Here is a 23,790-nt window from a genome sequence, read left to right as displayed (position 1 = left end):
GGTTAAGTTTTTAATAAAGTAGATGTGGGGCAAACACTTTATTGATTAATAATGACAGAACGTATTGTTTGATTTGGTTAGACAATATTAGCTAAATCATCGTTTAAAATGCAAATAAAATCGATGAAATACCTATAATTGTAATTATTATAAGATATTTTCCTACTTATAAGCAGTTCGTCGATGTTTTTAAAGCATAAAAAAACCACTCGATTTGAGTGGTGCCGGCTTACAATTATACTTTTTAAATTGTCAAGGCGATAAGCGGTCGATTTGCCAATTATAATCTTCCAATAATTTGTATCGAATTCTGTCGTGCAACCTATTAGGACGACCTTGCCAAAACTCAACTTCTACCGGACGCACTAAAAATCCGCCCCAATATTCCGGACGCGGAATAGATTTGCCTTCATAGGCTTTTTCAAGTGCCTTTAGTTTTTGATCTAAATAGTCTCTGGATGGAATGATTTCACTTTGAGAAGATACAATGGCGCCCAACTTACTGCCATCCGGTCGGGAATCAAAATAATTATCGGAAACGATATCAGAAGTTTTTTCGGCTATCCCTTTAATAATAACTTGTCGCTCCATACTGTGCCAAAAAAAGGACAAACAGATATTAGGATTGTTAAGAATGGCTTTTCCTTTTTCGGATTGGTAATTGGTGTAAAAAATAAAACCTTCTTCGTTGAACTTTTTAAGCAGCACTACCCTACTCTTTGGAAAACCATCACTGCCAATAGTGGCAACTGTCATGGCGTTGACTTCCTCGGTGGTGCTGAATTCCTCCATTTCGTAAAACCAACGGTGGAATAAATTGATAGGATCTTCGGTAAGGTTTTGTTCTAACAGTTCACTTTTCTCGTAAGATTTTCGATAATCACTTAAGTCTTTCATAGCAGTTAAGGTTGATTGGGTAAAGTTACTAAGTTTTCAGTATAAAAAAAGGATTCCTTTTTAGCCCTGATAGGAATGGAAATCCTCGAAGAGAATTGGAATGGATAGCAGGAACTACGACCGCTGATAAATCCCGAGCCTCTCGCTCCTATTCAAAATCAAATACTTTACTGTCGTCGCCCAAAAGCACGTTGGGGAAAATGGTTTCCGCTTCTTGTTGGAACAACTCAATACTACTGTAACGCGTACTGTAATGGCCTAAAACCAATTGCTTCACCTGGGCCAACTTGGCAATAGTCGCGGCTTGCTTAGCGGTACTGTGCATGGTTTTTTCGGCTTTATCGGCTTCCGACTCGAGAAAAGTAGCTTCGTGGTACAACACATCGGCATTTTGGATGATGGGAATGATGGATTCGTCATACATGGTATCGCTGCAAAAGGCATAACTCTTAGTCGGTTCAGGATCAAAGCTGAGTTCAGCATTGGGAATGACTTGACCGTTATCCAAAGTGATATCGCCGCCGTACTTGATTTTTCTGAAATAAGCAGTGTCGATTTGGTATTTTTCAACGGCTTCAACATTGAGCTTGCGCTCTTTGGGCTTTTCCTGAAACAAAAAACCGTTGGTATAAATGCGGTGTTTGAGCGGAATGGTTTTGACAATTACTTTCTCATCTTCAAAAACAACTTCACTTTCCTTTGACTCCAATTCATGGAAGTACAAGTTGTATCCGGTAAACGAATTGGAATAGCGCAATTGCAGTAAGATGATTTCTTTGAGGCCTTTCGGACCGTACACGTGTAAATCGGTTTGGCGGTTGAGCAACATAAAAGTCGATATCAATCCGACCAAACCAAACATATGGTCACCGTGCAAATGCGAAATAAAAATGTGATTGATTTTAGAAAACTTGAGTTTGTTTTTGCGCAATTGTACTTGTGTACCTTCGCCGCAATCGATGAGAAACATACGGTTGCGAATTTCCAAAACTTGTGCGGTTGGATTGGTAATGGTTCTTGGCGTGGCTGCATAGCAACCCAAAAGGGTTAATTTCATAGGGTTAGAATCCTAAATCGCGCTCAATTTCTTCCATTTCTATAATGTCGTGCGCTTCTAAAAGGGTTGGGACTAAGATGATATTCTTCGGAACGGCATTAAAATTAACCGCATTAGCTACTAAAACTATTGACTTCTTTTGTTTTTTGTGCAGCTTAATCAATTCGGTAAACGACTTCACCGTTTCCAAAGTCAGGTTTTTATCGTGCGATAAATCGAGTATCAGATTAACGCTTTTATAGCTATTGTGTTCGTGGGTGACTTTCATTAAAAATGAAGCCGTATCACCTTGCGTATCTTTTAGAATAGTAGTATGACCTTTTTGTTCAACTTTCATGGTTAGGGTAATAAATTAATCTGAAGCTAATTTAGGAAGATTTTGCCATTTTTTGGTCAAACTCCTCTTCTTTCTACACAAGATGATGCAGTTCACAGAAAATATTGGTTTTTCATCGGTGAAATACACGTTTTTTTAACATTTCATAGACCAACTGCACGAAAAAAACGCTGAAAACCCCCGAATTCATTGAATTTGTCGATTAAACGACTTTTGAGGTTAGTTATCGAAAAAATTTCAGTCGACTGCACTCTTGAAGTAGTTTTGACTCAGAAATAACAACAAAAACAAGTTTAAGATATGACAACAACCAATAACACAATAGCTCAAAAAAATGTAACTAACGTTAGATTATTTGTTTTATTCGTTTTATTAGTGTTATCAAGCAACGGAGTTTTCGGTCAAACTAAAGAAGTTACTGTTGCTCCTACAACTACTACTGAAGTTACTGTTGTTAAAGAAAACGCCATCGAAGTTACCGCTGAAACTTCAGTAGCCTCTATGGATTTCGCAGTTTGGTTTGTAGGAACTCAAAAATCTACTACTGATTCAAAATCAAAAGGGACTTCTTTCAGCAAAAAAGCGTTAATCAACTCTGGTATTAACACTAACAGTGTTTTAATCAGATCTATTTTGAAAAAAGTAAGCACACAAGAAAGCAGTGTAGCTTAATCAACAGTTAAGTTAGGATTAAATTATAAAATTAGGTTAGTTTTGAAAAGTAAAAGTCCCGATTGAATCGGGACTTTTTTTATTTGGTATTTTGTTTGAAAATGACTTCGGTTGCACCTTGACCGTATTTTTGATAGTTGGCCTCTTGAAAAATAAGGTTGTCATACCTACCTAACATAAAGTCCAATTCCGATTTCAAAACGCCTTCACCAACACCGTGGATAAAAACAATTTTGGGAATTCGGTTGCGAATGGCAAACTCGATATGTCTTTTGGCAGTTTCACTTTGCAATGTAAGAATCTCATAATTGCTCATGGATTTGTAATTCTTAACTAACTTTTCAATGTGCAAATCAAACTCGGGCACCGGAACTTCCTTTTTTGATTTCTTTTCTGTATTAATATAATTGGGTTTTCGGATTTCTTTCTCAGCTATGATATGGTTTCTGTTGAAATGAATAGGCAATTCACCTTGGTCCATTTTTAACAATTCTGAACGTTTGAAAGTAAGGTTAAAACCGTCGGTCGTTTCTATAGTAATATCGTTGCCATTCACTTCGGTTACTATACCGTCGATGGCATCGTCTAAAACCGTTACTTTATCGCCTTTATTGATCATAACGGTCTTGTTGATTATCATTGTCTGAATCCTTGCTGGGTAATTTTTCGCTGAGTTTCATCAAACCGAACATTAGCAACACCATGGCTGCTATTATTTTAAAAACATTGGGCTGGTCTTGGGTTTGTTCGTATAGTCCGACTGCAATAGCCAAAACCATTATCAAAAGAAAAACTTTTTTCATAGTACTGATTTGTATTTTCAAAATTACACAACTTTAGCGGATTTATACCATAAAAAAAGCACCTTCAACGGAAGATGCTTTTAGGTCATTTTATTTTAAAAATTATCGCATAGCGCTAAATCCAATGACCATAACTATAGCGGTCAAGATATAAAGTGAAATGATAATAATGGCTGCTATCCCTAAAAATTTGTGATGCGATTTTAAGGCACCGAAAGCATCGGTCAATAAATCTGAGTTTTTAGACAACAAGGCTTTTTTGGTATTGCTGGCATAGCGGTACAAATAATAAATAGGAAATAAATAAATGATAGCAATGACTAAGTAAAAAATAGAGATAACCCCTTTAATGGCTCCGAAAGGTCCGGGAGTTTCGGGCATCATCGACATTACTGAAGTCATCAAGATAGCCAATAGCGCTAAAAATCCGACTCCGATAAAACCTAAAATAGCGAGAAACATCGACCATTTAGCGCTTTCTCTAAGATAGTCTAAAGCTGTTTGGTTTAAATGCAATTCAAAAGCATCAAATTGGGATTGGTTTTCGTTTTCCATAAAATAGTTTTGGTTGGTTAAAATAAGTTAATTATCGTTCAAATTCTTTGAGCGTGTTGATGATAATCGAAATACATTCGCGCAATTGGCTTTCGGTCATTACCAATGGCGGAGCAAAACGAATGATATTGCCGTGTGTTGGTTTGGCTAACAATCCGTTTTCAGCCAATTTCATGCAGATATTCCAAGCGGTGTCGCTGTCTTCAGTATCATTAATTACTACAGCGTTGAGCAAACCTTTACCGCGAACCAACGTAGCTATATTAGAAGTTTCAATGTATTTTGCCAATTCTGAGCGGAAGATTTTACCCAAGTTTCTGGCATTTTGTGCCAACTGCTCTTCGGTTACAACCTCCAATGCCGCCATCGCAACAGCCGCTGCTACCGGATTTCCGCCGAAAGTAGAACCATGTTGTCCCGGTTTGATTACATTCATAATCGCATCATTGGCTAAGACCGCCGAAACCGGATAAGCGCCACCGGAAATGGCTTTTCCTAAAATTAAGATATCTGGAGTAACATAACCTTTTTGTTTTTCACAGTGATTTTCGCAAGTACAGTTACCGCAAACGGCCAATAGCGAACCGGTTCTGGCGATTCCGGTTTGTACTTCGTCGGCAATGAATAATACATTGTTGGCCTCGCACAGCGCTTTGGCTTTTGCTAAATAATCTTCGCTAGGAACGTAAACTCCGGCTTCGCCTTGTATAGGTTCAACCAAGAAACCGGCAATGTTTTTAGAGGAAGTGATGGCTTTTTCCAAAGCCTGAATATCATCGTAAGCTATTTTGATAAAACCGGCAGTGTATGGGCCAAAGTTTCTACGAGCGTTTTCATCGTTAGAAAAGGAAATAATCGTAGTGGTTCTGCCGTGAAAGTTTCCTTCGCAAACAATTATTTGGGCTTCATTTTCAGCTATCCCTTTTTTCTCATATGCCCATTTACGGCAAATTTTTAAGGCCGTTTCAACTGCTTCCGCTCCGGTATTCATAGGCAATACTTTATCGAATCCAAAGTACTTGGTAATGTATTCCTCATAAACACCTAACTTATCATTGTAAAAAGCACGAGAGGTTAAGGTTAAAGTTTGCGCTTGCGTTATCATAGCGCCAACAATTTTAGGATGACAATGGCCTTGGTTAACGGCCGAATACGCCGAAAGGAAATCGAAGTATTGTTTGCCTTCTACGTCCCAAACATAAACACCTTCTCCTCTACTCAGTACTACCGGTAGCGGATGATAATTATGGGCTCCGTATTGGTCTTCTAAGTTAATGGCATCGGCTGAAGTTAATTTTTCTAAAACTGACATTGTAATTTGAATTTTAATCTGCGCTCACTGCAGATTAATTATTAAAACATTATTCCTTCTTGTGGAGAGAAATCATCCAATAAGAACAAAAGTACAAAAAAGGACAGCTGTTTTATAAATTCAAAAATATTAAAAACCAAAATCTAAATAAATTCTAAATTTCAAATCTAAAGCCTCAAAAAAGGTTTAAAATTTAAATTTTTAGTTTTTGAAACTTATTTGGAATTTACAATTTGAAATTTGGAGCTTACTTCTTGATTCTTTCCAAAATATCATTCATCATTTCAATTTGAACCTTTTGAATCTCAATTAATTCTTGTTGTTGGTGCTGTATCAAATGGTCTAGTTTGTCGCTGATTAGCCTAATCTCCAATTCCGATTTCAGGTTAATCATATAATCTTTTTTGGCTCTTGCTCGGTCTTTTTCTTCTTGGCGATTTTGGCTCATCATGATAACAGGCGCTTGCAATGCTGCCAAACAAGACAAAATTAAATTTAATAATATATAAGGATAAGGATCAAATTCGTTGTGGACAAAGATGAAGATATTACTGCTAATCCATAATGCAATGAAAATAAAAAAGAAAATAATGAATGTCCAGCTTCCACCAAAATCAGCCACATAATCCGCTATTTTTTGTCCAAAAGTTCTGTTGTCTTTTTCATCTTCTACTTTACTAACCAAGGATTTTCCGTTGGATAGCGATTTGAGAACTTTTTGTTGCAATTCCGACAATTCTCCTACTTCGGTTTGTAAATATTTAGAGATGTATTTTTCCCTGTAAACATTCAGTTCGCTATTAGAAATGCAATTATCTTCTGTAAAATCAGGATAATCTTTTTGTATTAATTTCAAAATGATCGGCCGAATTTGATTTCCGTACACTTTCTCTTTTACCGGAAAATCAATCCCGGAAATATCACTTTTAAAAGTTACTCTTGAACCCATAGCATTAGCATTTATTTACTTCCGTTAAACATTTCCAACAATTTATTTACGGTATTCCAATTGCGCGTTGTAGAAATCACGTTCATGCTTTTTTCAATCCATTTGTTGTCTAGTCGGGTTTTGGCCGGCGATACGTCGTATTTAAGGTAAATTCGCTTGCCGTCGAGTTGGATTTCATCGGGTTTGATGAAGTTTAAGTTGAGTTGGGTAATCATATTCTCCGGTAGTTCGGAAGATATAAAGGAGACATAGAGTTTCTTCAAATCGACGCCATCATCATTTAGAAATAAATTTCGATCCAAACACGCTTGCAAATCTTCTTTTCCGATAACAATAACCGGAACATCGTGGCCAAACTGTTTAAAAATCTCTTGTTTGATTAAAAAACCAACCTTACCCGGACTTTCTTCCTCAGTATCTACAAAAACATTGCCCGATTGAATATATGTTACTACATTAATAAAGCCAATAGCTTCCAGCGATTTCTTCAACGCTGCCATATTAATCATTTTATGTCCGGAAACATTGATACCGCGGAGTAAAGCTAAATGGGTATGCATAGTTGTAATTTTCTACTAATTTATATTTTTTTCTTAAATGCCACTCAAGTTTTGACCAATAGTTTATTTTTGCGCTATGGGAAGAAAACAAACCAATAAAGTTATTTTTGAAAATATTACTGTTTTAGATGCCGGAGCCAAAGGGGTTTCGGTAGCCAAAGCACCCGAAGGTCAAGTGATTTTTATTCCGAACGTCGTTCCCGGCGATGTGGTAGATGTGCAAACGTTTAAAAAGCGCAAAGCCTATTTTGAAGGGAAAGCGATCAAATTTCATCAATTTTCTGTTGACCGAGTGGAACCGGTTTGCCAACATTTCGGGGCTTGCGGTGGTTGCAAATGGCAAAACATGAACTACGACAAGCAGTTGTTTTATAAAAACCAAGAAGTTTTCAATAACCTTAAACGCATTGGCAAAATCGAATTGCCTTCGTTTGAGCCCATTTTAGGGTCGGCCAAACAGTTTTTTTACCGCAACAAAATGGAATTCGGTTTTTCGGATTCGCGTTGGATGACCGAAGCCGAGATTCAATCGGGTGTCGAACTCGACAATAAAAACGCCTTGGGTTTTCACATTCCGAAAATGTGGGACAAAATCCTCGATATCGAAAAATGTCATTTGCAAGAAGATCCATCTAATGCTATTCGAAACGAAATCAAACAATTTGCTACTGAAAATAACATTGCATTCTTCAACGCTCGTAATCATACCGGATTGCTCAGAACGCTAATGATTCGTACAGCATCTACCGGTGAAATCATGGTATTGCTACAGTTTTTTAAAGAAGACAAAACGCAACGGGAGTTGTTGTTGAATCATATCTATGCTACTTTCCCACAAATCACTTCGTTGTTGTATGTCATCAATGGCAAAGCCAATGATACGCTTTACGATCAAGACATTCAATTGTTCCAAGGACGCGATTACATTTTAGAAGAAATGGAAGGTTTGCATTTCAGCATTAATGCAAAATCGTTTTACCAAACCAATTCTGACCAAGCTTACGAACTCTATAAAATCACCCGTGAATTCGCCGGTCTAAGCGGAAATGAAGTGGTGTATGATTTGTATACCGGAACTGGAACTATCGCTCAATTCGTTTCAAAACAAGCCCAAAAAGTGATTGGCGTAGAAGCCGTTCCCGAAGCCATAGCCGATGCTAAAGAAAACGCCAAACGCAACAATATCAGCAATTGCGAATTCTATGTAGGCGATATGAAAAATGTGTTTAATGATGAATTTATTACACAACACGGCCAACCGGATGTAATCATCACCGATCCGCCGCGCGACGGTATGCACAAAGATGTGGTAGAACAAATCCTGAAAATCGCTCCGAAAAAAGTGGTTTATGTGAGTTGTAATTCGGCTACACAAGCCCGAGATTTGGCTTTAATGGATGAAAAATATAAAGTTACCCGCGTTCGACCGGTAGACATGTTTCCGCAAACACATCACGTGGAAAATGTTGTACTTTTGGAGAAACGATAAGCATTCGCGAATTGAAGTTTATGAAAAAAATAGTTATTCTTTTAATTTTGGTTTTAACATTCTCCGGTTGCGAGAAAGATGATATTTGTGTAGACGAAACTACACCGCAATTGGTAATAGAATTTTACGATATTTCTAACCCTGCTGTTTTAAAAAACGTAGTCAATTTAAAAGTTACCGCTGAGGGAATGTCAGCTGCCTTAAATACTTTTAACGGAGTAAGTAAAATTAGCCTTCCATTACAAACGAATGAAGACTCTACCAAATATCATTTGGTGCTCAACAGCAACAGCAGTACTGCTTCTAATGAAGATGTTTTAGCATTCAACTATACCCGAGAAAATATTTATGTCTCCAGAGCCTGTGGCTATAAAACGGTATTCGAATTGAACAATCCCAACGGATTAGTTTTAACTGATGCTGTGACCTCGGACGGAATATGGATACAAGATACTAACCTGCAAACCAATTCAATTGTCACTGAAAATGAAGTACATATCAAAATTTACTTTTAGTATAGCACTGGTATTGCTTGCGTTTTTAGGCAATGCGCAAGAGGAAAAAACAGTAAAAAAAGACAGCATTCCACCCAAAACGGAACGCTATGGCTTACGTGTTGGGGTTGATTTATTCAAACTCACCCGCTCTTTCTACGAAAAAGATTATCGTGGAATAGAATTGGTAGGCGATTACCGTCTAACTCGCAAACATTACTTAGCCGTAGAACTTGGAAACGAAAACAAAACGGTTGATGACGATCAAATCAACTTTACTACTAAAGGAAGTTATATCCGTGTAGGTTTCGATTATAATTCGTATCAGAACTGGTTGGATATGGAAAATATCATTTCTATTGGTTTACGCTATGGCGTAAGCAGTTTCAGCCAAACCTTGAACAGTTATGAAATTTACAATCCGAATCAGTATTTCGGAGAAAATCCGGCTGTAATTGCCGGTGATGAATATAGTGGCTTATCAGCCCAATGGATAGAAGTAGTAGCTGGTATGAAAGCTGAGGTTTTCAACAATGTTTTTATAGGTTTCAGTTTCCGATTGAATCGATTGATGAGTCAGAAACTCCCTAATAACTTTGATAATCTTTATATTCCGGGATTCAACCGAACTTACAACGGCGACTTTGGCGTTGGCTTTAACTATACCGTTTCATATTTTATTCCACTTTATAAATCAACCGTTAAAGCAAAGGAAAAGGCTAAAGCTAAAGCCAAAGCCAAAGAAAAAAAGAAGTAACTATACTTCTTTAATACCTTTAACAAACAACCATTTCATAAAGACTTTTTCTCCGTCTTTGGTAGTAACCGCTTGGAATTTAGGAGCCAAAATGGTCCCTATCACAAAAGCAGTTAAGGGTAGCCAAAAACCGGTTAAATGAGTGTATATGGCTAATAAAAATCGTACGGCTACAAAAATTACCGCAAAACAAACTAAGTTGTATAATAAAGCTTTGGTTTTTTTACTCATAACATTAATTTTCCGTTCCAAATATACTCAATTAACCTATGTTTAGGCAAGCAAAAAAGATTAATAACATTCTAATTGTTACTCATTAAATATTGTTTTTTGCATTTTTCTAATCTCCTGAAAGTCATCTTTTTCATCCAAAACTGCCGTAATTGTTAACAAAAGGTGGGTATGTTTTTGTTAATTAACATTTATTTTAGTGGATATAGTTTAACTTTGTCCTACCCAAATTTACATTAATTAAATACGACCGCTATGGAAAAGTATTTCAACTACAGCATTCATCTAAAAAATGAACGCGGCAATCAAGAGACTATAATTCTCAAACAAATTTCAGAAAACAACACTGTTCACAATATCTTGGAATTTCCCAAAGCCGATATTGATGTAGTAATCGAAACACTTTTCAAATCCAAAAAAGACTTGTTTGATGATGAAATTGATTTGCCTAACGAACAAGAAATCAATCCGCTGATTTTAGATACTTTGGTGGAATTGTTTTTCTCCGGAATTAGCATAACCGACTTAGCCTCGCAATACAATTTACCCGAATTACTGATAAAGCAAAATTTAGAACGAAAGGGTATTGTACTCTTTGATGAATTTTAATCATAATCCAAAACACCTTTTTCTTAAGGTGTTTTTTTTTAAGGAAAGTTTAAAAATCAACTTCTTACTGTTTCAAAAAATAGATTATTTTTGGATTTCTAAACCGTATAAAATTGTAGTATGAAGAAAGTATTGATTGTATTGGTCTTGTTTCTCTCTTCTTGTATTGCCAAAGCCCAAACGGGTTATGAAATCACCATCGATTTAAAAAATTGTAACGATACTTTGGCGTATCTGACTTTTTATCGTTTTGATAAAACATTAATTAAAGATACTTGTACTTCTATTAAAAACGGTAGGATTGTTTTTAGCGGAAATACCAAACTTCCCAAAGGAATTTACTCATTAGTTAGCCAGCAAAAATCGATTCTTTTCGATTTTTTCATAGATGATGACACTCAAAAGTTACACCTGAAAAGTGAAGTCGGACCGAATGTCAGTAAAGAAATTACGGCTTTAAACTCAGAACGCCAGAATGAGTTTTTCAATTACATACGGTTTTTGGGCGACCAAAACAAAGCTTTTTTCGAATACAAACAATCGCATCCGTTAACCACCAAAAAAGATTCTTTGGCTTTAACCAACAAGCAAACTGAGCTAGAGCAAAGTATTGTTGATTACGAAAGTCAATTCATCAACCGATTCAAAGGCACTTTCATAGCCGATGTGGTGAATTTAAAAACCGAAAAAAAACTGAAAGACATTCCCAAAAAAGCAGACGGAGTACTGAATTATGAGCTTTATTATAAATATTACAAAGATAATTTTTGGCGCAATGTAGATTTTAATGACGATGGCATGGTCCATAATCCGTTTTTGTTTAACAAACTGAAAACTTACTTGGATAATGTTGTGGTGAAAAATCCGGATTCGGTTTGTGTAGAAATTGATCGCATTTTATCAAGATCAAAACCCGAAACATTGATTTACAAACTCATGTTGTCGCACTTCACTTATACCTATGAAACCTCAAAAATAATGGGCTTTGACAAAGTTTTTGTACATCTATCAGACCGTTATTTTAAAACCGGAAAAGCCAAGGGAATTTATGAAGATGACGATGTTATTCAAAGAATTATCAAACGCGCCGACAAGCTTAAAACCTTATTGATTGGTGCAAAAGCCATTGATTTGTCCATGATTCGAGCCGAAGACTTTCCAAAAATGAAAGCCATGGGTTTTGAAGACGCTAAAAACAGCGAAGAAATGACGAAGGTTTTTTATAAAAACATCAATGAGGTCGATAAAATGTGGGTAAAACTGAGCGATATTAAAGCCGATTATACTGTTCTGGTTTTTTGGGATGTGGATTGTGGACATTGCCAAAAAGAAATTCCGAAACTCGCCACTGCCTACAATGAATTGGTGCAAGAAAAAAAAGACGTCAAGGTTTTTAGTGTTTACATGCAACATGAAGGTGACAAATATTTGAAGTACATAGCCGATAACAAATTACCTTTCATCAATGTTTACGATGGAGCGCATTACAACAATGCTATCGAAAAATACGACGTCTACTCTACTCCGGTAATATACATCTTAGACAAAAATAAAGTCATCAAAGCCAAACGCATAGAAGCCGAAAAAGTAAAAGAAATTATCAACGCGCTGGAAACGGAAACTAAAAAACAATAAACATGAAAAAGCAACCTGATTTATCACAATTAAGTGTAGAAGAATTAAATAAAAGAGCCAAAATGACCAAAACGGCGACCATCATGTTTGGCGTAGTTTTGCTGTTGCAATTTGCCATTGGCGTATACTTAACCCTAAAAAATGGGTTTAACGTATTTATTATAATTCCGGTTGCCTTCTTACCTTTAATGATAATCAACATGAGTAGTTTAAAAAGCATCAAAGACGAACTTGCCAAAAGAGAATCTTAAAAAATACTTGACTTTATTGATGAAGAAATTTATTGCAATTGTAACAATATGCTGCAGTCTTTCCACATTTAGCCAAGACAAACTGGGGGCTTTTACCGGATTCAATTATTCCTATTTTACGGATGGCATCGCCGGACAAATTTTGGCGGAAGAGTCATTCGGATTGCAATTGGGGATTGTTTATGAAAAGGAATTATCGCCCAAAGTGCATTTCCGACCAAAATTGGCTTTCTCTCAACAAGGCGACCGGACCAAAACCAAAGGTGTCATTAATTTCGACCCTATAGTCGGCGGTGATTTCGAGTTAGATCAAATCGACAGCAAACTCACTTACCTCAATATTCCTTTGGATTTTAAATTTTGGAATAAAATTTATGTCATTGCCGGACCGCAATTGGGCTTTTTGATTCAAGAAAAACAAATGGGTGAATTTAACCAAAAGGCCAAGTCGAGTGTGGATTTCGGATTCAATTTAGGCGCCGGTTTTACGGTCAACAAACTCTTTTTTGAAATAGGCATTTACCAAGGTTTCACCGAAGTGTACCAATACAACTACTTTTATACCGGCAATAGCGTTAAAGCACAAAACGGGTACGCTAAGTTTACGGTTGGCTATATGTTCAAATGATAAACGTTTTTGTATTAATCCGCTGTTGAGGAGTTAAATTTTGTCCGCTTACTGCCTTCATACATTTCGTATTTTACCAGTCGTGCTTCCAAACTTCCGTTAAAGAGTTTGATTTTTCGAGAAGGTCGCAAGCCTACAAACTTCAAAGCTTCTAAATTAGCCGTAATAAACCAAGCATTAGTATTCGGATAATTGTTTTTTAAAGTGTCTCCCAATTCACGGTAAAATCGCTCTAAATCAATATCCAAACGTTCTCCGTAAGGCGGATTAAACACCATGTGTAACGGTCCGACAGTTTCTTTACTCGTATCAAAGAAATTGGCCAAACTAATGGTTACATAATCTTCTAAATTGGCATTGACTATGTTGTCTTTGGCTTTTTGAACCGCACTCGGCGCTTTATCATAACCGATAATTTTATAATGAAATTCTTTGGTGCGTTTCATTAACGAATCGATGATTTGGTCGAACAAATCGTTGTCCCAATCGTTCCATTTTTCAAAAGCAAATTCTTTTCGGTTGATGTTCGCCGGAATATTGCAGGCAATCATTGCGGCTTCGGCTAAAATCGTGCCTGAACCACACATCGGATCCAAAAAATCCGAATTTCCATCCCAACCCGAAAGCAATAACATACCGGCGGCTAAGACTTCATTTATGGGAGCAATATTAGTCGCGCTACGATACCCTCTATGGTGCAAAGAAGCGCCTGAAGTATCCAAGGAAACCGAACATTGGTCGCGATCGATGTGAATGTTGATCCTCAAATCTGGAAAATCTTTATCAATACTCGGGCGTTGGCCGAATTTTTCTCTGAATTGGTCTACTATTGCGTCTTTGGCTTTTTGCGAAACAAATTGCGAATGTTTGAAATTATCGGAGTGAATGGTAGTATCAATTACAAAAGTCTGGCTCGCATTAAGGTATTTGCTCCAATCAATCCCTTGAATCCCTTTGTACAAACTTTGGTCGTTAAAAGCTCGAAAATGATAAATAGGCTTTAGGATTTTCAAAGCCGTTCGCAAAGATAAATTGGCTTTGTACATAAAGCCTTTATCGCCTTTGAAACTCACAGCACGCGTGCCCATTTCAACTTCTTGCGCCCCTAATTGTTGCAATTCTTTGACTAATATTTCTTCAAAACCGAAAAAGGTTTTGGCTACCATTTTAAAATTCTCCATCTACTGTAAGTTCCAATATTCAAATAACAAATTCCAAATAAACATCAAATCATAAATTTCAAGTTTCAAACTTGGACAATCTTCGGCAAAAATACACTAAATTTGCGGGTGAAGAATTCATTTGAAAAGAATAAATGGCTGAAAGCTCAAAATCCGAAAAACGAACTCCAAAACCCGTAACCGATATTTGGTACGCTTCCTGGTTTGATACACCGTATTATCACATTTTATACAAAGACCGTAACTACCGTGAAGCGCAAATCTTTATGGATAACCTTACCCATTATTTAAATTTGCCCGAAAAAGCCAAAGTGCTCGATTTGGCTTGTGGTAAAGGAAGACATGCCATTTATTTAAACCAGTTGGGTTATGATGTTATTGGTGCCGATTTATCCGAAAACAGCATCGCCGAAGCCAATAAAAATGCTAATGATACTTTACATTTTGTAGTGCACGATAAACGAGTACCTTTTGAAGAGAAATTCGATGCCATTTTCAATTTGTTTACCAGTTTTGGGTATTTTGAAAATGAAGATGACAACTTGCAAACACTCATTGCCATCAAAGAAAGTTTATCGGATTATGGCTTTGCAGTGATTGATTTTATGAATGTGCAAACCGTTTTGGAGAATTTAATTCCCGAGGAAACAAAAGAAGTAGACGGGATAAAATTTCACATCAAACGCTACTCAGCCGATTCATTTATCATCAAAGAAATCGATTTTGAAGCCGATGGAAAACCGTTTCATTTTGAAGAAAAGGTAAAAGCTTATACTTTAGAGGATTTTAAACGCATGATGGAGCAAGCCGGAATTTATTTGCTCGATACTTTCGGAGACTATAAACTAAAGAAATTCCACAAAAACACCAGCGAACGATTGATCATGATTTTTAAATAAATCTTCCGGCACTTATTGTCAAATCGGGCTTGTTGAAGACCAACTTAAAACTTACAATTTACAACCAAAATGAACTATCTACTTCCTCTACTATCGGTTTTAATAGGTTACATCATAGCGTTGATTATCAAGCCAAAAAAGAAAAAAAATTTAAAACTGTTATTGGCCTTTAGTGGTTCTTTTTTGTTGTCTTTGACGGTGATGGATTTGTTGCCGAAGGTATATGAAAGCCACAACCATAACATCGGCTTTTTTATCATGATTGGGATTTTGTTTCAAATCATTTTAGAATTTTTTTCCAAAGGTGCCGAACACGGTCATGTTCACGGTCATGATAAAATCAATTCTATGCCTTGGCTTTTATTTATCAGTTTATGCCTTCATGCTTTTTTGGAAGGATTCCCCGTTGGTCACCATCACGATTTGGCTTATGGCATCGCCATTCATCACTTACCCATCGCCATCATTTTAACCACTTTCTTTTTGAATGCCGAATTAAACAAAACAGCTTTGTTCCTCTTTATGATTTCCTTTGCTGTGATGACACCGCTGGGAACTTTCGTTTCTGATTCTGTTCCGGCAATCAATCAATATTTTACTGAAATTACTGCTGTGGTAATTGGGATTTTATTCCACATTTCGTCCACCATTATCTTTGAAAGCAGCGAAGGGCATAAGTTCAATATTGCTAAAATATCAATGATTATTTTAGGGATTTTATTGGCGAGTTTTGTTTAAAAATCTGAACAAAACTCAGTATCTTAGCCATTCAGAATTTTTAGTATCTCAAAAAAATGTCTTTCACCAAAACTACCGAACAATCTTCAAATTACGAGAGTCTCGAACAAATGTCAGTGCACAATTTGCTGGCCAATATCAATAACGAAGACAAAACCGTTCCATTGGCAGTTGAAAAAGCATTGCCGCAAATTGAAGCTTTGGTGGAACAAATTGTTGCCAAAATGAAACTCGGCGGCAAGTTGTTTTACATTGGTGCCGGAACTTCAGGACGTTTAGGCATAGTCGATGCTTCCGAATGTCCGCCAACTTTTGGTGTGCCTTTCGATTTAGTCAATGGCATTATAGCCGGTGGTGACAAAGCGATACGCAAAGCAGTTGAATTTGCCGAAGACGATAAAGACCAAGCGTGGAAAGATTTATCAGCAGAAAACATTTCCGACAAAGATGTTGTGATTGGCATTGCTGCTTCAGGCACTACACCTTATGTGATTGGCGGTTTGGAAAAATGCCACGAAAACAACATACTTACCGGTTGTATTACTTGTAACGAAGGTAGTCCGTTGGCGGTAACTGCACAATTCCCCATAGTGGTAGTAGTTGGACCTGAGTTTGTAACCGGAAGTTCCCGAATGAAAGCCGGTACCGCACAAAAATTGGTGCTGAACATGATTTCTACTGCCACTATGATACAATTAGGTCGTGTAAAAGGCAACAAAATGGTAGACATGCAACTCAGCAATGTTAAACTTGTTGACCGCGGTGTTCGGATGATAATGAGTGAAATTCCGGTGAGTTATGAAGAGGCATCGGCTTTGTTGGAACAATACGGCAGCGTGCGAAAAGCAGTGGATCATTTTAATTACAGATAACTTTATGAAAAAACTAATGACTTTAAGCGTTTTATTGGTAACGCTATTTTCCTATTCCCAAACCCTAACTCTGGAAGGCAGCCGATTTTATCTTGATGGTAAACGATTAGAAACCCGCGAGGCCCGTCAATTGTTATATACAAACTCCGAATCGACTGCGTTATACAAAGAAGCCAAAACCAAAGAAGCTGTAGGTGGTTTTTTATTGGGGTTCGGTATCGGATTAACCGTTGGTGATTTGGCAGTAGGCTTATTTTCTGACGCGCAATATCCGGGCACCATGACTTATGTAGGTGTTGGATCTTTAGTGGCTTCTATTCCGGTGCTATCCGGTAGAAAAAAACTTTATGAAAAGGCCGCAGAAATTTACAACAAAGAACACAAAAACGGAAAACTGGGTGCAATAGAATCGAACTTGGAACTCAATATTATTTCTAACAGAAATGGCATGGGGTTGCAACTCAAATTTTAAATCTATGGGAATCAATAAAGCTCTATTAGACAAAGGAATTAAATTTATGCTCTATGCCTTACCATTGATGTTTTTAGGGCCAAGTGTGATGTACAACGCGTTTATCAATAAACAAAATGTTTGGCATTGGTTAGTTTTAGCCATTGGAATTGTGTTAAGCGGATTAGCCGTATATTTTATGTTTAAAGGCGTAAAAGCCATAACCGACGCAATGTTTCAAGATAATAATTCTGTATAACGTTGGGTTAAATTTACTTCAAATCATACCTCACAACCTCAAAAAATAATATGAAAAGAATAATATTACTCCTATTGGCTTTGACATGGTTTTCCTGCTCCAAAAAAGAACGCCGTTGCGCCGACTTCAAAACGGGGACTTTCGAATTTACCCAGGAAATCAACGGCAAAAAAGTCACCTCAACTTTTACCCGTACTGAAACTCTTCAAATTGAAACATTCAATGGGATAACCGACACTGCTACAGTTCGATGGGTGAACGACTGTGAGTTTGTATTGCAAAAACGCCATCCCAAAACCATGAACGAGCGCAAAGCCATCAGCATGACTATCTTGTCTACCCAAGGAAATAGTTATACTTTTGACTACTCTTTTGTAGGCGATGCCAAAAAACAACGCGGCACTGTAACTAAAATCAAATAAACCCGTAAACCCCATAATTATAACAAACAAAACATGGAAGTATTTTTAAATCCCGATGCTTGGATAGCGCTTTTAACCTTGACTTTTTTAGAAATTGTTTTAGGAATCGACAACATCATTTTTATCTCAATCGTCACCGGAAAATTACCGGTCGAAAAACGCAAAAAAGCCACTCAAATTGGATTGTTCTTAGCCATGTTCATGCGTATTGGGTTGTTGTTCGGAATCACATTATTAATAGCGATGAAAGAACCTTTCTTTGGTTTTGATTGGGGTTGGTTCAGCGCCGATTTCACCGGACAAGCCTTAATATTGTTCCTCGGTGGTATTTTTCTAATTTATAAAAGCACCAAAGAAATCCACGAAAAAGTAGACCATAAAGGAGAAGAAGAAAAAGATTTAAAATCCTCTGCCACCAAATCCTTTGGTAGTGTAATTGTACAAATTTTGTTAATCGATTTGATTTTCTCTGTCGACAGTATTTTAACTGCTGTCGGGATGACTAACGGAGTCGAAGGCGCATTGTACATCATGGTTACGGCTGTAGTAATATCCGTTGGAGTTATGATGTTGTTTGCCGTTCCGGTAGGTAATTTTGTCAATGCTAATCCTTCCATTCAGGTTTTAGGATTGGCGTTCTTAATCCTCATCGGATTCATGTTAATCACCGAAAGCATGCACTTGTCTAACGCTTCATTGGCCGGACAGCACGTTGGTGTCGTTCCCAAAGGCTATTTGTATTTTGCCATAGCCTTCTCGCTGGCGGTGGAATTTATAAATATGAAAATGCGCAAAAAGAAACACTAATACAAAAATTAGGAGTCTCGTCTTTTGGGACGAGAGGATTTATCCGTGATGGTAATTAGCTCTGCTGAATCTTCGATTTCCCGCTGTACGTTACAATAAAAAAAGTCCCGATTGGGACTTTTTTTATTTTCACTACCTCAGGGCTAGCTAAAATTGGTATTGTTTATTGGGTTACTCCAAACTCAAAGTAATCTGTCCATCGTCATCAGTCTCGGTTTGAATGTCGTCAGAAACATTGTCTTCTCCGGTAACTTCTACCTCTTCCGGTTGTACTTCTTCCGGTTCTTCGAATGGTAATGGCTCTAACAAATTGACTTGTTTGAGTTTGTCTGTGGTCAATTGGTTGCCAATCGCTTTAATGCCTTTTACTGAAATGAATTGCTCTAAATCAACCGTAATCGTGTCTTTTTGCACGCCTTTTACTTTGGCAAAAACCACTTCTGCCATAGGTCGCCAATCGGTAGAAACTACTTCCAATTGTGATTTCTCGTGTTCTGTGATAAAGGTTTCTTCTTTGTTTTCGTTTTCCACTAAAAAGCGTTTGACAAAATAGCGGTCTTTTTCGCCATCATAGTAAATAGCCGAAATAGGCTTCTTCGGATGCCATTTTTCTAAAACAATCATGTCTTCGTCAAAATGCGTAGTTAATTCCGGGATAATCGTTTTCAATTTCCCCGATTGGTTAATGATGAGCAAACGGTCATTCGGTCTGAACTCGCCTAACAATTCACCTCGGCCGTCTACATTCAATCGTTGGACTGTATCGTCAAACCAAACTTTACGCGGACGCAAAGTAGAGATTCCTTTTTCCTTTAACTCTATTTTCTTAATCGGATATTTGGTCACCGTGTTACCGCGCGAAGCCCTTCCTTTGATGGCAATTTCAGAAAAATCCACATCCCATTTCAGCTTTTTAACACTACCTATTTGGCGCAACAAAATCGTCACTGTTTCCGCTTCTCCATTTGGATTTGCCGAAAAATACAACACTTGACTTCCCGCTTTTTCTTGGGTCAAATCATAAAACTTATCACGGGTAATTCCGGAAACGTTAAAACGTTTAATAAAGGTAGAACCGTTTTTACCATCGCGGTACATCATATTGTAAATGGTTCGCTTGTCATTTTTATCAAAAACGGCAATGTGAATGATGTCTTTGCCTACGAACTTTTTGTCATCTACTTTGGCCACCATCATTTTACCGTCGCGCAAAAACACAATTACATCATCTATATCAGAACAATCCGCCACATATTCGTCTTTCTTTAAACCGGTACCAAAGAAACCTTCTTCTCTATTCACATAAAGTTTAGTATTTCTTAGCACCACTTTGGTCGCTTCGATTGTATCAAAACTTCTCAACTCGGTTTGACGCTCTCTGCCTTTACCATACTTGTCTTTAAGGTTTTGGAAATACGCAATGGCAAAATCGATGATATGGTCTAAATGGTGTTTCACTTGTTCCATTTCGGCTTCCAACTTGGCAATAGCGTCATCCGCTTTATCCGAGTCGAAACGGGTGATACGTATCATCGGAATTTGCGTTAGTTTTTGCAAATCGTCATCATTAATCTCTCGCACAAACGATTTGGCAAACGGCTTGAAACGGTCGTACATATAAACATAAAGCGATTCTCTGTCGGAGTACAACTTAAAGTCGATGTACATTTCTTCCCGAATGAAGATTTTTTCCAAAGTCGAGAAATGCCATTTGTTTTCCAATTCATCCAACTGGATTTCCAATTCGCGCTTGAGCAAATCAACCGTACGATGTGTCGAAATTTTCAACATATCCGTAACGCCTATAAAGCGAGGTTTATGGTTTTCGATCACACAACCCAGCGGTGCCACCGAAGTCTCACAAGCCGTAAACGCATACAACGCATCAATGGTTTTATCGGGTGAAACGCCCGGCGGTAGATGAATCAAAATCTCTACTTCGGCCGCGGTGTTGTCTTCTATTTTTTTGATTTTTATTTTCCCTTTTTCATTGGCTTTCAGGATACTGTCAATTAAAGTTGACGTATTGGTTGAAAACGGAATTTGGGTAATCACTAAAGTCTGTTTGTCGAGTTGGTTGATTTTAGCACGAACTCTTACACGCCCGCCACGCATACCATCGTTGTAATTTGACACATCTGCTATACCGGCTGTTGGGAAATCCGGAAACAACGTAAATGGTTTGTTTTTTAAGACTTTTATCGAGCAATCGATAAGCTCATTAAAGTTGTGCGGCAGTACTTTGGTCGATAAACCTACGGCAATTCCTTCTGCACCTTGCGCCAACAACAGTGGAAATTTCACAGGAAGATTAATCGGTTCCGCTCTACGTCCGTCATAAGAAACACCCCAAGTGGTAATCTTAGGAGAATAAAGAATATCATGACCCAGTTTGGAAATGCGTGCTTCAATATAACGTGAAGCTGCCGCTCCGTCGCCGGTTAGAATATTTCCCCAGTTTCCTTGCATGTCGATTAGTAAGTCTTTCTGCCCTATTTGCACCATGGCATCCCCAATACTTGCATCTCCGTGCGGATGGTACTGCATGGTATGTCCGACTATGTTCGCCACTTTGTTGTAGCGACCGTCATCCAACTCTTTCATCGAGTGCATGATGCGGCGTTGTACCGGTTTAAAACCATCTTCAATAGCGGGAACAGCACGTTCAAGGATTACATAAGAAGCGTAATCGAGGAACCAATCCTTATACATTCCTGTAACTTTGGTAATGGTATCTTCGGGGTTTTCATCGTTTTCATAAAAGTGGCTGCCGGTAGAAGGTCGGATAACATCGCCAAAACCTTCTTCCGTAGTTTCCTCATTCGTTGACTCGTTCAACGCTTCGTTGTTCTCGTCTTCGTTGGGAATGATATCGTCTTCTTCGTCTTTCATATAAAAGTTTAAAAGTTCAAGGTTTAATTGGGTTTAAAATTGTTCCATCAAAGACCTCAAAATTTTTAATTTATTTTTTTATTTAAACTGAACACTGAATACTGCCAACTATTCCTCCACCACATCCAATTCCACCTTCAAATTATTGATAATGAAATCTTGTCGGTCAGGAGTATTTTTGCCCATATAAAACTCGAGTAAGGTTTCGATAGACGTGGCTTTGTCTAACATCACCGGATCTAGGCGAATGTCTTGTCCTATGAAATGCTTGAACTCGTCGGGTGAAATTTCTCCCAATCCTTTGAATCGGGTGATTTCGGGTTTGGGTTTGAGTTTGTCGATGGCGTTTATTCTTTCTTGTTCAGAATAGCAGTAAATGGTTTCCTTTTTGTTTCGCACACGGAATAATGGTGTTTGCAAAATGTATAAGTGTCCGTCTTTAATCAGCTCCGGGAAAAACTGCAAAAAGAAAGTAATCAACAACAAGCGAATGTGCATCCCATCGACATCGGCATCGGTGGCGATTACGATATTGTTGTAACGCAAATCGCCCATGTCTTCTTCGATGTCTAATGCCGCTTGCAATAAGTTAAACTCTTCGTTTTCGTAAACAATCTTTTTGGTCATACCGTAGGAGTTCAAAGGCTTACCACGCAAACTGAACACCGCTTGGGTATTAACATCCCGTGATTTGGTAATAGAGCCCGAAGCCGAATCTCCCTCGGTAATAAAAAGTGTGCTTTCTAAACTTCTTGGGTTTTTGGCATCGGTAAGGTGTACACGACAGTCGCGCAGTTTTTTATTGTGCAAACTCGCCTTTTTAGCCCTGTCTTTGGCTAACTTACGAATTCCTGAAAGCTCTTTGCGTTCTCTTTCTGCCTGAAGAATTTTGCGCAATAGTAAATCGGCTACTTCCGGGTTTTTGTGTAAAAAATTATCAAGCTTGGTTTTGATGAAATCATTCACAAAAGTCCGCACCGAAGGACCTTTCGGACCGATTTCAGTTGAGCCCAATTTGGTTTTGGTTTGCGATTCAAATACCGGTTCTTCCACTTTTACCGCAATGGCAGAAACAATGGATTTTCGGATATCGGAAGCTTCAAAATTCTTGTTGTAAAACTCTTTGATGGTTTTGACAATCGCTTCACGGAAAGCACCTAAATGCGTGCCACCTTGCGTGGTGTTTTGACCGTTTACAAATGAATGGTATTCTTCGGAGTATTGCGATTTACTGTGTGTCAAAGCCACTTCAATATCGTCACCCAACAAATGGATGATTGGGTATTGCATGTCTTCTTCGGCAATGGTTTCTTCCAATAAATCTTTTAAACCGTTTTCGGAAAAATATTTTTCACCATTGTAATAAATGGTTAATCCCGTATTGAGATAACAATAGTTTTTGAGCATGCGAATCACATACTCGTTTCGGTATTTGTAGTTTTTAAAAATGGTTTCGTCGGCCACAAAAGCTACTTTCGTTCCTTTGCGTTTGGTAGACTCCTGAATATCCTCTTCGCTGGTTAAATTTCCGGCCGAAAACTCGGCTGCTTTTTGTTGGTTATCCCGAACCGATTCCACCCGGAAATAATTTGATAAGGCATTAACTGCTTTGGTACCGACACCGTTCAAACCTACCGATTTCTTGAAGGCTTTGGAATCGTATTTACCACCGGTATTCATTTTGGAAACAACATCTACTACTTTACCTAACGGAATACCACGACCGTAATCGCGGACAGTAACCATTTTGTCTTTGATGGTGACTTCAATCACTTTGCCTGCGCCCATCACGAATTCATCGATACAATTATCGATTACTTCTTTGAGTAAGATGTAAATACCGTCATCAGGGGAAGAACCGTCCCCGAGTTTTCCGATGTACATTCCCGGACGCATTCGGATGTGTTCTTTCCAATCGAGTGAACGGATATTGTCTTCGGTATATTGATTTTGTTCGGCCATTTTAAAAATAACGATTTTCCGCTAATATAGTGGAATAACTGCGATTTTTGAAAAGACGATAATCAAAGTTA

At 37.8% G+C, this 23,790-nt stretch carries 28 protein-coding genes; 15 read left to right on the top strand and 13 right to left on the bottom strand.

Annotated elements, in window-relative coordinates; genetic code table 11:
* Positions 1 to 252: 252 nt before the first annotated feature.
* The 3 genes from pdxH to ACIQ32_RS03580 all read right to left on the bottom strand — a co-directional run bounded on the left by pdxH (position 253) and on the right by ACIQ32_RS03580 (position 2,291).
* Positions 253 to 897: a pyridoxamine 5'-phosphate oxidase gene (pdxH, locus tag ACIQ32_RS03590; RefSeq protein ID WP_396194313.1), complete on the bottom strand. Its 645-nt coding sequence runs from the start codon at positions 895 to 897 to the stop codon at positions 253 to 255.
* 148 nt (positions 898 to 1,045) lie between these two features.
* Positions 1,046 to 1,954 (bottom strand): ribonuclease Z, encoded by a 909-nt coding sequence (locus ACIQ32_RS03585; protein WP_396194312.1) that lies wholly within the window; start codon positions 1,952 to 1,954, stop codon positions 1,046 to 1,048.
* A gap of 4 nt (positions 1,955 to 1,958) precedes the next feature.
* On the bottom strand, positions 1,959 to 2,291 hold the full coding sequence (locus ACIQ32_RS03580) for a ribonuclease Z (RefSeq protein WP_396194311.1): 333 nt from the start codon (positions 2,289 to 2,291) through the stop codon (positions 1,959 to 1,961).
* 300 nt (positions 2,292 to 2,591) lie between these two features.
* Here ACIQ32_RS03580 and ACIQ32_RS03575 point away from each other — a divergent pair, with 300 nt between their 5' ends.
* On the top strand, positions 2,592 to 2,963 hold the full coding sequence (locus ACIQ32_RS03575) for a hypothetical protein (RefSeq protein ID WP_396194310.1): 372 nt from the start codon (positions 2,592 to 2,594) through the stop codon (positions 2,961 to 2,963).
* A 79-nt stretch (positions 2,964 to 3,042) separates the two neighbouring features.
* Here the strand turns inward: ACIQ32_RS03575 and ACIQ32_RS03570 are convergent, their stop codons facing one another.
* The 6 genes from ACIQ32_RS03570 to ACIQ32_RS03545 all read right to left on the bottom strand — a co-directional run bounded on the left by ACIQ32_RS03570 (position 3,043) and on the right by ACIQ32_RS03545 (position 7,142).
* Positions 3,043 to 3,582: a Smr/MutS family protein gene (locus ACIQ32_RS03570; RefSeq protein WP_396194309.1), complete on the bottom strand. Its 540-nt coding sequence runs from the start codon at positions 3,580 to 3,582 to the stop codon at positions 3,043 to 3,045.
* A complete protein-coding gene (locus ACIQ32_RS03565; RefSeq protein WP_396194308.1) occupies positions 3,572 to 3,766 on the bottom strand; it encodes a hypothetical protein in 195 nt (64 codons plus the stop codon). Before ACIQ32_RS03565 ends, ACIQ32_RS03570 begins: the two co-directional genes overlap by 11 nt.
* Before the next feature lie 102 nt (positions 3,767 to 3,868).
* Positions 3,869 to 4,321 (bottom strand): hypothetical protein, encoded by a 453-nt coding sequence (locus tag ACIQ32_RS03560; RefSeq protein ID WP_396194307.1) that lies wholly within the window; start codon positions 4,319 to 4,321, stop codon positions 3,869 to 3,871.
* A gap of 31 nt (positions 4,322 to 4,352) precedes the next feature.
* Entirely contained in the window at positions 4,353 to 5,633 is a 1,281-nt protein-coding gene (rocD, locus tag ACIQ32_RS03555) for an ornithine--oxo-acid transaminase (RefSeq protein ID WP_396194306.1), read from the bottom strand.
* A gap of 247 nt (positions 5,634 to 5,880) precedes the next feature.
* Entirely contained in the window at positions 5,881 to 6,582 is a 702-nt protein-coding gene (locus ACIQ32_RS03550) for a DUF1003 domain-containing protein (protein ID WP_396194305.1), read from the bottom strand.
* A gap of 11 nt (positions 6,583 to 6,593) precedes the next feature.
* Positions 6,594 to 7,142 (bottom strand): DUF1697 domain-containing protein, encoded by a 549-nt coding sequence (locus ACIQ32_RS03545; protein WP_396194304.1) that lies wholly within the window; start codon positions 7,140 to 7,142, stop codon positions 6,594 to 6,596.
* A gap of 76 nt (positions 7,143 to 7,218) precedes the next feature.
* Between ACIQ32_RS03545 and rlmD the strand changes: the two genes are divergently transcribed.
* Genes rlmD through ACIQ32_RS03530 form a run of 3 tightly spaced genes read left to right on the top strand, consistent with a single transcriptional unit; the run spans position 7,219 to position 9,882 of the window.
* Positions 7,219 to 8,631, top strand: a complete 1,413-nt coding sequence (gene rlmD / locus ACIQ32_RS03540; protein ID WP_396194303.1) for a 23S rRNA (uracil(1939)-C(5))-methyltransferase RlmD — start codon at positions 7,219 to 7,221, stop codon at positions 8,629 to 8,631.
* Positions 8,632 to 8,651: 20 nt separating this feature from the next.
* A complete protein-coding gene (locus tag ACIQ32_RS03535; protein ID WP_396194302.1) occupies positions 8,652 to 9,146 on the top strand; it encodes a DUF6452 family protein in 495 nt (164 codons plus the stop codon).
* Positions 9,118 to 9,882 carry a DUF6048 family protein gene (locus ACIQ32_RS03530; RefSeq protein ID WP_396194301.1) on the top strand — a complete coding sequence of 255 codons (765 nt, stop codon included), beginning with the start codon at positions 9,118 to 9,120 and terminating at the stop codon, positions 9,880 to 9,882. The genes ACIQ32_RS03535 and ACIQ32_RS03530 overlap by 29 nt, the downstream gene beginning before the upstream one ends.
* Here the strand turns inward: ACIQ32_RS03530 and ACIQ32_RS03525 are convergent, their stop codons facing one another.
* Positions 9,883 to 10,113, bottom strand: a complete 231-nt coding sequence (locus ACIQ32_RS03525; protein WP_396194300.1) for a hypothetical protein — start codon at positions 10,111 to 10,113, stop codon at positions 9,883 to 9,885. It abuts the gene before it with no gap.
* Between the two features lie 255 nt (positions 10,114 to 10,368).
* On the opposite strand from ACIQ32_RS03525, the gene ACIQ32_RS03520 reads away from it, so the two are divergent.
* The 4 genes from ACIQ32_RS03520 (at position 10,369) to ACIQ32_RS03505 (ending at position 13,236) form a co-directional block, all read left to right on the top strand.
* The gene (locus ACIQ32_RS03520; protein WP_396194299.1) at positions 10,369 to 10,722 is read left to right on the top strand and encodes a hypothetical protein; all 354 of its coding nucleotides are present in this window, start codon (positions 10,369 to 10,371) and stop codon (positions 10,720 to 10,722) included.
* Between the two features lie 120 nt (positions 10,723 to 10,842).
* A complete protein-coding gene (locus tag ACIQ32_RS03515; RefSeq protein WP_396194297.1) occupies positions 10,843 to 12,357 on the top strand; it encodes a redoxin domain-containing protein in 1,515 nt (504 codons plus the stop codon).
* Between the two features lie 2 nt (positions 12,358 to 12,359).
* Positions 12,360 to 12,608 carry a redox-active disulfide protein 2 gene (locus ACIQ32_RS03510; RefSeq protein ID WP_396194296.1) on the top strand — a complete coding sequence of 83 codons (249 nt, stop codon included), beginning with the start codon at positions 12,360 to 12,362 and terminating at the stop codon, positions 12,606 to 12,608.
* Positions 12,609 to 12,627: 19 nt separating this feature from the next.
* Complete coding sequence (locus ACIQ32_RS03505) at positions 12,628 to 13,236, top strand: porin family protein (RefSeq protein WP_396194295.1); 609 nt, start codon at positions 12,628 to 12,630, stop codon at positions 13,234 to 13,236.
* 14 nt (positions 13,237 to 13,250) lie between these two features.
* Here ACIQ32_RS03505 and ACIQ32_RS03500 read toward each other — a convergent pair whose 3' ends face one another.
* Complete coding sequence (locus ACIQ32_RS03500; protein WP_396194294.1) at positions 13,251 to 14,417, bottom strand: class I SAM-dependent RNA methyltransferase; 1,167 nt, start codon at positions 14,415 to 14,417, stop codon at positions 13,251 to 13,253.
* A gap of 134 nt (positions 14,418 to 14,551) precedes the next feature.
* On the opposite strand from ACIQ32_RS03500, the gene ACIQ32_RS03495 reads away from it, so the two are divergent.
* The 7 genes from ACIQ32_RS03495 (at position 14,552) to ACIQ32_RS03465 (ending at position 18,865) form a co-directional block, all read left to right on the top strand.
* Positions 14,552 to 15,316, top strand: coding sequence for a class I SAM-dependent methyltransferase (locus ACIQ32_RS03495; RefSeq protein ID WP_396194293.1), 765 nt, complete (start codon positions 14,552 to 14,554; stop codon positions 15,314 to 15,316).
* A 69-nt stretch (positions 15,317 to 15,385) separates the two neighbouring features.
* Positions 15,386 to 16,054 carry a ZIP family metal transporter gene (locus tag ACIQ32_RS03490; protein ID WP_396194292.1) on the top strand — a complete coding sequence of 223 codons (669 nt, stop codon included), beginning with the start codon at positions 15,386 to 15,388 and terminating at the stop codon, positions 16,052 to 16,054.
* 56 nt (positions 16,055 to 16,110) lie between these two features.
* Entirely contained in the window at positions 16,111 to 16,926 is an 816-nt protein-coding gene (gene murQ / locus ACIQ32_RS03485; protein WP_396194291.1) for an N-acetylmuramic acid 6-phosphate etherase, read from the top strand.
* Between the two features lie 4 nt (positions 16,927 to 16,930).
* Complete coding sequence (locus ACIQ32_RS03480) at positions 16,931 to 17,398, top strand: hypothetical protein (protein ID WP_396194290.1); 468 nt, start codon at positions 16,931 to 16,933, stop codon at positions 17,396 to 17,398.
* 4 nt (positions 17,399 to 17,402) lie between these two features.
* Complete coding sequence (locus ACIQ32_RS03475; RefSeq protein ID WP_396194289.1) at positions 17,403 to 17,636, top strand: DUF6095 family protein; 234 nt, start codon at positions 17,403 to 17,405, stop codon at positions 17,634 to 17,636.
* A 50-nt stretch (positions 17,637 to 17,686) separates the two neighbouring features.
* Entirely contained in the window at positions 17,687 to 18,058 is a 372-nt protein-coding gene (locus tag ACIQ32_RS03470) for a DNA topoisomerase IV (RefSeq protein ID WP_396194288.1), read from the top strand.
* Positions 18,059 to 18,091: 33 nt separating this feature from the next.
* Positions 18,092 to 18,865 (top strand): TerC family protein, encoded by a 774-nt coding sequence (locus tag ACIQ32_RS03465; RefSeq protein WP_396194287.1) that lies wholly within the window; start codon positions 18,092 to 18,094, stop codon positions 18,863 to 18,865.
* Positions 18,866 to 19,036: 171 nt separating this feature from the next.
* On the opposite strand, the gene ACIQ32_RS03460 is transcribed toward ACIQ32_RS03465, so the two are convergent.
* Both ACIQ32_RS03460 and ACIQ32_RS03455 read right to left on the bottom strand, forming a co-directional pair.
* Positions 19,037 to 21,757: a DNA gyrase/topoisomerase IV subunit A gene (locus ACIQ32_RS03460; RefSeq protein WP_396194286.1), complete on the bottom strand. Its 2,721-nt coding sequence runs from the start codon at positions 21,755 to 21,757 to the stop codon at positions 19,037 to 19,039.
* A 108-nt stretch (positions 21,758 to 21,865) separates the two neighbouring features.
* A complete protein-coding gene (locus ACIQ32_RS03455; RefSeq protein ID WP_396194285.1) occupies positions 21,866 to 23,719 on the bottom strand; it encodes a DNA topoisomerase IV subunit B in 1,854 nt (617 codons plus the stop codon).
* Between the last annotated feature and the right edge of the window lie 71 nt (positions 23,720 to 23,790).

The organism is Flavobacterium sp. (assembly GCF_044373165.1).
Classification (GTDB): domain Bacteria; phylum Bacteroidota; class Bacteroidia; order Flavobacteriales; family Flavobacteriaceae; genus Flavobacterium.
Note: the sequence above shows the minus strand (reverse complement) of the source record. Positions and strands in the feature narration are given on the sequence as shown.